Genomic DNA, 1,620 nt, shown 5'->3' on the forward strand with positions numbered 1-1,620 from the left:
CATAGCCGTGTACTTAAGCTAAATTAAATTATTTTTAATAAATACCTCTTCTAAGTTAGTATAAAAATGAAAACTTAGAGGAGGTTTTTTTATGTACAATCAACACAATTTGTATTTGAAAGAATGTTTTCGACTTTTTCAACCGCATCATCTTGAAGAGCTAGCCAGAGAGACGGGATTTATTAAACGAGAACGTCAAATTTCTGCATCTGACTTTGTCTCTCTTGTCTTTCGACAAAACGCGAATCTTGTACAGCCTTCACTAAATCGTCTATGCCATGATTTAGAGAACCATCAGATACGCATTACTAAATCAGGTTTAAATAAACGATTTACGACCGAAGCCGTCGATTTTTTTAAATCACTATTTGAGCGGCTATTTCAATATCAATTACAGGCGCCATTGGCAGAAATGAAGATCAGAAAAACATTTCCATTTAAACGTGTCCGAATTTTGGATAGTACAAGCTTTAAACTGCCGAAAGCATATGAAAAACATTTTAAAGGAACGAGAGATGCCGGTGCTAAAATCCAGTTTGAATTTGATTATGTAAGTGAGAAATTACTTTGGTTTCGTTTAGAAGATGGGAGGTCTGCAGATACTACTACTGGACTTGAAAGACTAGCTTCTTTAGAAAAAGGAGATTTATTCTTGCAGGATTTAGGGTATTATCATTTGGATGTTTTTGAACAAATTCACCAATCAGAAGCCTTTTATCTATCAAGAGCTAGAATGGATTCGCAATTCTTTCTCGAAGTCGATAATCCTCCTCGTCATCCAGATGGTTCTTTCATTGAAAAACATCGCTACCAGCGTCTATACATGGAAGAAGAATTGAAAACATTACCTAGGGGACAGTATCGAGAATGGGATAAGATTTATGTAGGCAGACATAAAAAAATGTGCACACGCTGTATTATTTATCGTCATGATGAGAAACAAGAAGAAAAAAATGTTAAAAAGCGATTGAGAAGTTATCAAAAAAAATCTCGCTCTATTCCCAAAGAACATGTTGCTTCACTTTCGGGATTAACGATTTACATAACGAATTTGCCGCGGACAATTTCTGCCGAAAAAATAACGCAGTTATACCGTATTCGCTGGCAGATTGAACTTCGTTTCAAAACATGGAAGTCCCATTTAAAACTTCATCAAATAAAAGACATGAAAGTGGAACGTTGGTTATGCCATATCTATAGCCAATGTATCGTTATGTTACTAAGTATGATGACCACAGGTTATCTTCGAAAAATTGTTTGGAAAACATGCAATAGATTCATCAGTGAAGATTTATCTATCCGTATGTTTTCGACTAGGATAAACCACCTTATTTTCGAAGCTAAAAAAAGTGTGCGGAGTTGGAGTTTGTTCCTTAAGCGTCTTATTCCCACCACAGAAAAATACAACTTAAAAAGCACAAAGCTACAACAGCACACTTTATTTGTTTGATAGGACACAAATAAATCCAAAATAAGGTATTTTTATTTTGGGTTTATTTTGTTATGCCCATATCTAAACACCATAATTATAACTTCCAAAAACAATCCTATACAACATTAAGCTATTGAAAAATTATCAATTAGAACTTCATTATTTTTTCTAAAGTACACGGCTATGGT

1 protein-coding gene is annotated in these 1,620 nt (G+C 34.2%); it reads left to right on the forward strand.

The annotated features are described in order from the left end of the window. Positions 1-91: 91 nt before the first annotated feature. Positions 92-1,450: an IS4 family transposase gene (locus C9J37_RS27600; protein WP_107897932.1), complete on the forward strand. Its 1,359-nt coding sequence runs from the start codon at positions 92-94 to the stop codon at positions 1,448-1,450. Positions 1,451-1,620: the final 170 nt, after the last annotated feature.

This window comes from Lysinibacillus mangiferihumi, assembly GCF_003049665.1.
Taxonomy (GTDB): Bacteria; Bacillota; Bacilli; order Bacillales_A; family Planococcaceae; genus Lysinibacillus; species Lysinibacillus mangiferihumi.

Coding starts and splice junctions, on each gene's coding strand:
- C9J37_RS27600 (WP_107897932.1), top strand. CDS start 92: ATGTACAATCAACACAATTTGTATTTGAAAGAATGTTTTCGACTTTTT.